At 73.8% G+C, this 8,545-nt stretch carries 8 protein-coding genes and 1 tRNA gene; 1 reads left to right on the top strand and 8 read right to left on the bottom strand.

The window, feature by feature from the left end; genetic code table 11:
• Positions 1 to 35: 35 nt before the first annotated feature.
• The 8 genes from RIN80_RS19730 to RIN80_RS19695 all read right to left on the bottom strand — a co-directional run bounded on the left by RIN80_RS19730 (position 36) and on the right by RIN80_RS19695 (position 6,906).
• Positions 36 to 470 carry a lasso peptide biosynthesis B2 protein gene (locus RIN80_RS19730; protein WP_309096939.1) on the bottom strand — a complete coding sequence of 145 codons (435 nt, stop codon included), beginning with the start codon at positions 468 to 470 and terminating at the stop codon, positions 36 to 38.
• The gene (locus RIN80_RS19725; RefSeq protein ID WP_309096938.1) at positions 467 to 721 is read right to left on the bottom strand and encodes a lasso peptide biosynthesis PqqD family chaperone; all 255 of its coding nucleotides are present in this window, start codon (positions 719 to 721) and stop codon (positions 467 to 469) included. The genes RIN80_RS19730 and RIN80_RS19725 overlap by 4 nt, the downstream gene beginning before the upstream one ends.
• A gap of 32 nt (positions 722 to 753) precedes the next feature.
• Positions 754 to 2,592, bottom strand: a complete 1,839-nt coding sequence (locus RIN80_RS19720; protein WP_309096937.1) for a lasso peptide isopeptide bond-forming cyclase — start codon at positions 2,590 to 2,592, stop codon at positions 754 to 756.
• A gap of 26 nt (positions 2,593 to 2,618) precedes the next feature.
• The gene (locus RIN80_RS19715) at positions 2,619 to 2,729 is read right to left on the bottom strand and encodes a keywimysin-related RiPP (protein WP_309096936.1); all 111 of its coding nucleotides are present in this window, start codon (positions 2,727 to 2,729) and stop codon (positions 2,619 to 2,621) included.
• 387 nt (positions 2,730 to 3,116) lie between these two features.
• Positions 3,117 to 3,189, bottom strand: a tRNA-Lys gene (locus tag RIN80_RS19710).
• Positions 3,190 to 3,338: 149 nt separating this feature from the next.
• A complete protein-coding gene (locus tag RIN80_RS19705) occupies positions 3,339 to 5,537 on the bottom strand; it encodes a DEAD/DEAH box helicase (protein WP_309096935.1) in 2,199 nt (732 codons plus the stop codon).
• 397 nt (positions 5,538 to 5,934) lie between these two features.
• A complete protein-coding gene (locus tag RIN80_RS19700) occupies positions 5,935 to 6,468 on the bottom strand; it encodes a hypothetical protein (protein WP_309096934.1) in 534 nt (177 codons plus the stop codon).
• Positions 6,469 to 6,555: 87 nt separating this feature from the next.
• On the bottom strand, positions 6,556 to 6,906 hold the full coding sequence (locus tag RIN80_RS19695; RefSeq protein ID WP_190199398.1) for a metallopeptidase family protein: 351 nt from the start codon (positions 6,904 to 6,906) through the stop codon (positions 6,556 to 6,558).
• Between the two features lie 83 nt (positions 6,907 to 6,989).
• On the opposite strand from RIN80_RS19695, the gene RIN80_RS19690 reads away from it, so the two are divergent.
• A partial coding sequence (locus RIN80_RS19690; protein ID WP_309096933.1) for a metallophosphoesterase occupies positions 6,990 to 8,545 on the top strand: 1,556 nt, incomplete at its 3' end.

Here is an 8,545-nt window from a genome sequence, read left to right as displayed (position 1 = left end):
CTCGCGTTCGTCCGCGCGCGCCGTTGCTGAGTCGCTCATCGGGCGGTGCGGCTCGCGGCGGGGACGGTGATGAGCCGGGCGAAGTAGTCGTCCGGCACGCCCTCGCCCACGGGACGGCCCTCCGCCTCGATCCAGGCGTGGGCCGTGAAGGGAGGCACGACGCGCACGCCGGTGCACCAGGTGGGCCAGGTGCCGCCGAGCCGGCACAGCAGGACGGCGCCCAGGGACCGGGGCAGACAGCCCTTCGGCCCGGCGCAGCGCAGGCTGACCGCGCACAGGGCGTCCCGCGCGCCCCGGGCCTGCGCGGCGGTGGCGGGTGCGGCCCCGCGGCGCAGCAGCGCGAGGACGGCGCGGATCCGGCGCGGGGGAAGCAGCGACAGCGCGAGGGCGGGCAGGAGCACCAGACGCGCGGCCACGCGCCGGGTGAACGGCACACCGGTGGGGCGCTCCAGGGCGCTGGGGGTGGTCATCGGGCCAGCCCCGATTCCCGCAACTCCCGTACCAGAGCGGCCACATCGCGCTCCGCGCCGGCCCGGTCGATGTCGAACCGCGCGACGAGCGCGTCCGCCGCCGCGGCCTCGTCGCCGCCCTCCAGGAGGGTGGTGACCACCAGGGTGGCGGTGGGATTGAGCTCCCAGTAGTCGCCGCTGCGCTCGTCCAGCAGGACGGTGCCGTACGCGGTCTGAGCGGTGGAGACGTCGGGGCCGAACCGCAATGCCATGGTGCGAACTGCCTTTCTCCGGCGTGGCGTTCTCAGGAAGTGGGCGTGCGGGACAGTCCGCGCAGCCAGACCTCGGCGGCGATGGTCGAGTAGAGGATGGCGTCGCGCAGCCCGGGGGTGGCGGGGCGCCGGGCGAGGCGGCGCAGCGCGTCCCCGTCGACCAGGCCGAGCGCCTCGAGCCGGGAGTCCTCCCACAGCGCCAGCAGGTCGCCCCGGTGCCTGCGCAGCCCCTCGGCGGCGTCCATCGAGGCGGCGGCCTTGTTGGTGCGCCGCAGACACGTCTCGGGCACGATGCCGCGCAGGGCGGTGGTGAGCAGGGGCTTGTACTGCCAGGGCGAGACGCGTTCACTCGGCCGGACGGCGAGGCAGGCCTCGATGACGCGGTCGTCGAGGAACGGCGAGGCCATCGGCACCCCGGCCCGGGCGGCCATGCGGTCCCACTGGCGGACGATGCGGGTGCAGGAGCGGATCTGCTCCAGGTCGGCGTGCAGGCCGCGGTCGGGGTGGAGCGGCGTGGCCGTCGCGGCCGCCTCGCGCAGCGCCCGGCGCACCGCCTGTTCGGCGTCGGGGGTGATCCAGTCGAAGAGGCGTGGGGGCATGCCCCAGCCGAGGCTGGTGGTGACACTGGCCGGCATCGGGGCGCGCAGCTGCCCGGCCGCGTCGGCGAGCCACCTGCCGTACGGACGGGAATCGGCCAGCGCCCTGACCGTGCCGCCGAGGGGCCACTGCCACAGGGCCCGGAAGCCGCGCAGCTGCCGCCGGGCGAACAGCGGCCGGGTGCGGGCCAGCCGGTGGTAATAGGCCTCGGAGCACCAGGCCACGTGGTCGCCGCCGATGCCGGTGAGATGGAGCCTGCTGCCCCGCTCGGCCATGCCGGGCAGGTGGCGCAGGACCCGGGAGCGGTCCATGACGCCGATGGTGGGTTCGTCCAGCAGGTCGTCGATGCCCAGCAGGTCCTCGTACACCAGCGGCGAGGCGTCGGCGTCCCACACCACGTGCTCCACGTCCGGCAGGTGCTTGGCCGCCTGCTCGGCCCAGTACAGGTCGGTGTCGGCCGGATCCCGCCCCGGCCAGGTGCTGGCCACCACGCGGGCGGCGGAACGGTCGGCCAGGAAGCACAGGGAGGTCGAGTCCAGGCCGCCGGACAGGTCGCAGCTGACCACCCCGCCGCCGCGGGTCCGGGCGTCGACGGCCGCGGTGAGGGCCTCCCGCACCGACGGGGCGCCGTCGGCGAGCGGCCGGACCGGCTCCGGCGGCGTCCACCAGCGCACGTGCCGGGCACCGCGCCCGTCCGCCCCGACGTACAGCGCCTCCTGCGGCGGTACGGCGGTGACGTTCCGCCACAGCGAGGTCTCGGACAGCGGGTAGGGAGCGGGCCACAGCAGCCGTACCGCGATCCGTTCCGGGTCCGGTTCGGCGCCGAGGGCGCGGGCGAGCACGTCGGCCCGGTCGGCGGCCACCCGTACGCCGTCCACGGTGGCGTGGAAGACGAGCCGGAGTCCGGACGCGGTGCCCTGCACCCGGACACGGCCGTCGAGGGCGGCGACGAGGTGGAAGCTGCCGGGCAGGGAGCGGGCCAGGGCGCCGGCGTCGGCGAGGTCACGCAACCGCTCGGCGTGCCGGCGCAGTCGGGCGGCGTCGAGCGGACAGCAGCCGATGACGGCCAGGGCGACGCGGCCGGCCTGCGCGGTGACGATCTCCTCGTCGGCCCACCGGCCGACCAGCCAGGGCCGGCCCGAGGGGTGCGGGAGGGTGCGGGTGCCGGGGCGGGCGAAGGAGCGGGCCACGGCGGCCGCGTCCTCCCGGTCGGTGAAGACCGTGAAGTGCGCGTCGCCGGGGCCCGTCCCCGCACGTGAGTGCAGTTCCGTCATGACGTCGGGTCAGTGACCGTGGCTCGTCAGTTCTTGCTGAGGATCAGACGGTCGTTGCCGGAGCGCTGCAGGAGGCCCGTCTTCTTGCGGAAGGTCCCGAGCCGGATCAGGGTCGGCGCTTCGTATGCCTTCTTCATGGTCTCTCCTCGGTTGCGGTTGCACTGGCGCTTGCACGACCGCTTACGCGGGCGCAGCACCCAGCTATCTGCACAACCGGCGCTCAGGACAAGACCGTGAGAGACCGTCGGATGATATGCAAAGTACGGCCAAAGCCGACAACTCCCGCCCTGCGGACGGAAGTCGCCCGACCCGGGACCGCGCTCGCCCACGACTGCGCAGAAACGCTCCGAGCTGTGGGCCGGGACGACCGAACCCCGGCCGCCCGGCACAGTCGGCGGCGGGTCCCCGCGGGGAGGCTCCGGGCGCACTGGCCGCTGCGCACGTGCCCCCTTCGTGCTTCGGACGGAACGCCGCACCACGCACACGGCCCCGGGTCGGAAGCACTCCGATCCGGGGCCGAACGGTAGGCCCTGTGGGACTCGAACCCACAACCAATGGATTAAAAGTCCACTGCTCTGCCAATTGAGCTAAGGGCCCGGGCGATGTTGCCCCCACGAGCATAGCCGGAGGACGCCGGGTCTCCGATCGGGTATCGGCGTCCCGGCCGCGCCGGGGGGCGAAACGGGGCCGGAACGGCCGAGCGCCGTGGCCCGCTGGGGGGCCACGGCGCTCGTCACGCGTCTGGATCAGCCGTTGCGCTTCCAGCGCGGCTTGTCCTCGCGGCGGCCGAAGGACCCGCCGCCGCGGTGCTCGTCACGACGGCCGTAGGGGCGGTCGTGGCCCGGACGGTCGTGGCCCGGACGGTCGTGGCCGCCGGAGCGGAAGCCCGGACGGTCGTCCCGGCGGTCGCGGTTGAAGGGACGGTCGCTGCCCCGGTGCCCACCGCGCTCGTCCCGGCGGAAGCCGCCGCGGTCACGGTCGCGGTTGAAGCCACCGCGGTCGTCACGGCGCTCGAAGGAACGCCCGCCGCGGTCACCCCGGTCGTCACGGCGCTCGAACGTACGGCCACCGCGGTCGCCCCGGTCGTCGCGCCGGAAGCCGCCGCGCTCACCGCGGTCGCCCCGGTCCGCCCGGTCGTCCCGGCGGAAGCCGCCACGGTCGTCACGGCGCTCGAAGGAACGGCCGCCACGGTCGTCACGACGGTCGCGGTTGAAGCCACCGCGGTCGTCACGGCGCTCGAAGGAACGCCCGCCGCGGTCACCCCGGTCGTCACGGCGCTCGAACGAACGGCCACCACGGTCGCCCCGGTCGTCACGGCGCTCGAAGGAACGGTCACGGTCGAAGGACCGGTCCCGGTCGGCGTACCGGTCGCGCCCGGCCCCGCCGCGCTCGTCACGCCGCTCCCGGCGCTCGTAGGGCGCGGAGGTCTCGGCGCGGTCGGGACGCTCGACGTCCTTGGCGGTCGGCTGCTCGGGCACCGACACCTCGACGGCGACGGGGGCGTCCCCGGCCTCGGCGTCCGCGGCCACGGGCTCCTCGCCCCGCTCCCGCGCGACCCGCGCGAGCAGCCGGTCGGCCTCCTCGCGCAACTCGTTCGCACGGCGCTGCGCCCGCTCCAGCTCCTTGGTGAGCTGGGCGACCTCGCGCTCGGCCTGCTGCGCGGCGTTGCCCACGGACTCGGCCTGGACCTCGGTCATGGACCGGGCACCGGTGATCTCGGCGACCTCCGGGTCGAAGGCGCCGGCGCTCTGGATGATGTGGCGCGTGGCGTCGACGCCCGCGTCCTCCATCAGCCGGAAGATCTGGCGCCGCTGGTGCGGCAGGGAGAGGGAGACGACCGTACCGGTCCGGCCGGCCCGCGCGGTGCGGCCCGCGCGGTGCAGGTAGTCCTTGTGGTCGCCGGCCGGGTCGACGTTCAGCACCAGGTCGATGCCGTCGACGTGGATGCCGCGGGCGGCGACGTCGGTGGCGACGAGGGCGTTGACGTAGCCCTTCTTGAAGTCCTCCAGCACGCGGGTACGCGCGCCCTGCGTCATACCGCCGTGCAGCGCGTCGGCCTTCACACCGGAGTCGCACAGCTGCTCGGCGATGCGGTCGGCGCCCAGCTGGGTGCGGACGAAGATGATCGTGCGGCCCTTGCGGGAGGCGATCGCGGCCGTGACCGGCGCCTTGTCCTTGGGCTTCACGATGAGGATGTGGTGGGACATGGTCGTGACGTTGCCCTGGGCGCTGTCGACCTCGTGCGTGACCGGGTCGGTCAGGTAGCGCTTGACCAGCGTGGAGATCTCGTTCTCCATCGTGGCCGAGAACAGCATGCGCTGGCCGCCGGCCGGGACCTGGTCGAGCAGTTCGGTGACCTCGGGCAGGAAGCCCAGGTCCGACATCTGGTCGGCCTCGTCGAGAACGGCGATCTCCACGTTCTCCAGGGAGCAGGCGCCGCGGTTGATGATGTCGCGCAGCCGGCCCGGGGTGGCCACCAGGACGTCGACGCCCTTCTCCAGGGCGTAGATCTGGTTGCCCATGGACGTACCGCCGCAGACGACCTTCATCTTCAGGCCGAGGACGTCGCCGTAGGGCTGGAGCGCGTCGGCGACCTGCATGGCGAGCTCACGCGTGGGGGTCAGGATGACGGCACGCGGCTTGTGCTTCTCGGTGCGGCCGCCGGCGAGCTGCGCCAGGGTCGGCAGACCGAACGAGAGGGTCTTGCCGGAGCCCGTGCGGCCGCGGCCGAGGATGTCCTTGCCGGCCAGGGCGTCCGGGATGGTCGCGGCCTGGATCGGGAAGGGGGTGGTCACGCCGTTCTGCGCGAGCTTGCGCACGACGCCCTCGGGCAGGCCGAGGTCCGCGAAGGTGGCCTCGGGGGTGGTGTCGGGGCCGGCCTCGGGGGTGGCGTCGACTGCCTCGTTCTCGGGCACGACGACGTGATCAGTACTGGTGATGGACATGCGAATGCGAAACCTTCCGGAGTCTCGTCGGCACGCGCCCGTCAACTCCGTGATTCGCGATTCGCAATACGACCGCCTCAATGCGGTCCACCACGGCAAGGGAGAGTACGCGCCACACGGCGCGCTCTGCGGTGGCGCCGGGCAAGATGGGATCAAACGATCTGCCACCATACGCAGTCCGGGCCGCGTTGCGCAAACCGGACCGAGCGGAGACAGCGGGAAACCGCCCGGCCGCAGACGACGCGGAGCGCTTCCCGCACCCGTCAACCACCCACCCCCCGGAAATGTTCCCCCGACCCGGACCCCACTCCGGCACCGTCGCCCAGCGGCACCGGCCACCTCACAGCACCCGCCCGACCCATCCGGCCCGGCGGCCTCGCCCCGCTGAAGCCGGTCACTACGCCGGCGCCCCCGCCTCCGGGGCCGGTTCCCGTTGGGCCAGCTGGGGGGCGGGCGGCTCGTGGGCCGAGGACGACGGTTCCGGTGTGGGCTCCGGGGACGTCGTCGGCTCCTGGGTCGTCGGGGTCGGCTCCGGCTCGGTCGTCCGGGTGGGCGTCGGCTGGGCCGGCGGCCTCGCCGTCGGCTTGGACGTCTTCCCCGGCTTGCCGCCCCCGGGCGCGGACGCGCTCGCGTCCGGCGTCGGCGACACCTGCGGCGGCGCCGACTCCCCGGGCCGCCCGCGCTCGCCCTTCTTCCCCTTCTTGCCCTTGCCGCGTCCGCGCTCCCCGTCGGCCGCCGCGGCCCCGAACCCGCCGGCGCCGCCCGACACCGTCGAGCCGCCGCCGGACGCCTCGCCACCTCGCTGCCCCGCCGAGTGCGACGGCTTGGCACGCCCGCCCGCGTCGTCGTCGCCCACGCTCATACAGCCGGCGGCAGCGGCGACGGCCACGACGGTGGCGGCCAGGCGGACGGGTACGTACAAGGGGCGCACGGGGCCACCTCCGGAAGGGCTGATGGAGTCAACACCTCCAACTCCCGCCGCCCACAAGAGGACACGCGCCCCGTATTCACAACCCGCTCAGCCGTAGCCCAGGGCGTGAAGGCGCTCGTCGTCGATGCCGAAGTGGTGGGCGATCTCGTGCACCACCGTGATCTCCGTCTCGGCGACGACGTCCTCCCGCGACTCGCACATCCGCAGGGTCGGGTTGCGGTAGATGGTGATCCGGTCCGGCAGCACACCGGCGTACCACTCACCCCGGTCGGTCAGCGGAGTCCCCTCGTACAGCCCGAGCAGCTCGGGATCGTCCGCCGGCGGTTCGTCCTCGACGAACACCGCGACGTTGTCCATCAGTCGCGTCAGCTCCGGCGGGATCCGGTCGAGCGCCTCGGCGACCAGTTCCTCGAACTCCTCGCGCGTCATCTCCAGCACAGGCCCATTGTCGGCCACGACACCTCCGGACGAGAGCCTCCCGGCGCCGCATATCCGGCCCCGGACTTGGGCATACGGGACCAATGGCCCGCGTCCCCGCCGCAGTCCTGAGTGTCCTGAACCCGATCCGCAGGGCCCCGCGCGCCCTGGCCCGCCACTACCGCTCCCGCCAGGCGCCCGCCACGATCGCGCTCGTACCGCAGCCGCACCCGTGGACCCGTGCGGTGGGACTCGTGACCGTCGTCCTCGTCGGCGCCTGGCTCGGCCTGCTGGTCGTGGGCAACGTCCGGGTCCCGGTCGGTCCCATGAACACGACGATGACCCTGCGCCCGTCCCTCACCGGCGGGACGAAGATCAACATCTCGCCGCTGGGCGCCCTGGAGCTGAACAGCCACATCGCCCCCGTCCGCCTGGACGTCAACGTCGACCAGCTCGACCCCGACCGCTCCCAGGCCCTGGTCGACCACCCCGAACGGCTCTCGGGCCTCCAGGACGAGGTCGCCGAGGACGTCGGCCGCGGCACCCTCGACCTCGCCGCTCGCTCCGGCGTCGCGGTCGTCGTGGGCGCCACCGCCCTGGGCCTGGCGGTCTACCGCCGCCCCCGCCGCGCGATGGCCGCCGGCGGCCTGGCCCTCGCCCTGCTCGCCGCCTCCGGCGGCACGGCGTACGCCACCTGGCGCCCCGACTCGGTCCTGGAGCCCAAGTTCTCCGGCCTGCTGACCTCCGCCCCCTCCCTGGTCGGCAACGCGCGCAGCATCGTCACGGAGTTCGACGTCTACCAGAAGGAGTTGGCCCGCCTGGTCACCAACGTGACCAAGCTCTACGACGCCACCTCGACGCTCCCCGCGTACGCGCCCGACCCCTCCACCATCCGGGTCCTGCACGTCTCCGACATCCACCTCAACCCGGCGAGCTGGAAGATCATCGCCTCGCTCGTGGAGCAGTACAAGGTCGACGTGATCGTCGACTCGGGCGACACGATGGACCACGGCACGGCCGCCGAGAACGGCTTCCTCGACCCCGTCGAGGACCTCGGCGCCCCCTACGTCTGGGTCCGCGGCAACCACGACTCGATGATCACCCAGCGGTACCTGGAGGGCCTGAAGAACGTCCACGTCCTGGACGACGGCCGGGCCGAGACGATCAGGGGCCTGCGTTTCGCGGGCATCGGCGATCCCCAGTTCACCCCCGACCGCTCCAAGAGCGTCGGCGCCGAGCAGTCCCAGCAGCTCGCGGGGGCCCGCCTGGCCACGGCCCTGCGCGACCAGCGGGCCGCCGGCACCCCGGTGGACGTGGCCGTCGCCCACGAGCCCTCCGCGGCCCGCGGAGTCGACGGCGAGGTCCCCCTGGTCCTGGCGGGCCACCTCCACCACGACGAGATGGAGGTCCTGAAGTACGGCACACGGCTGCGCATCGAGGGCTCCACGGGCGGCAGCGGCCTGCGCGCCATCGAGGGCCGGCACCCCGATCCCATCGAGGCGTCGATCCTCTACTTCGACCGGGACACCCGCCATCTCCAGGCCTGGGACGAGATCGAGCTGGGCGGCCTGGGCCTCACGACGGCCGAGGTCAGCCGCCACCTCCCCGAGGAGAACCAGCCCGGCGCCTCGCCGTCCCCGAGCACGTCCCCGAGCACGTC

This window comes from Streptomyces sp. (assembly GCF_031181705.1).
Lineage (GTDB): Bacteria > Actinomycetota > Actinomycetes > Streptomycetales > Streptomycetaceae > Streptomyces.
The sequence above is the reverse complement of the archived record's forward strand: the minus strand, read 5'-3'. Positions and strand labels throughout refer to the sequence as shown.

Bases quoted from the DNA above. Each gene is read 5' to 3' on its own strand.
- RIN80_RS19725 (WP_309096938.1), bottom strand. From the start codon at position 721: ATGGCATTGCGGTTCGGCCCCGACGTCTCCACCGCTCAGACCGCGTAC.
- RIN80_RS19730 (WP_309096939.1), bottom strand. From the start codon at position 470: ATGACCACCCCCAGCGCCCTGGAGCGCCCCACCGGTGTGCCGTTCACC.
- RIN80_RS19720 (WP_309096937.1), bottom strand. From the start codon at position 2,592: ATGACGGAACTGCACTCACGTGCGGGGACGGGCCCCGGCGACGCGCAC.
- RIN80_RS19705 (WP_309096935.1), bottom strand. From the start codon at position 5,537: ATGTCCATCACCAGTACTGATCACGTCGTCGTGCCCGAGAACGAGGCA.
- RIN80_RS19715 (WP_309096936.1), bottom strand. From the start codon at position 2,729: ATGAAGAAGGCATACGAAGCGCCGACCCTGATCCGGCTCGGGACCTTC.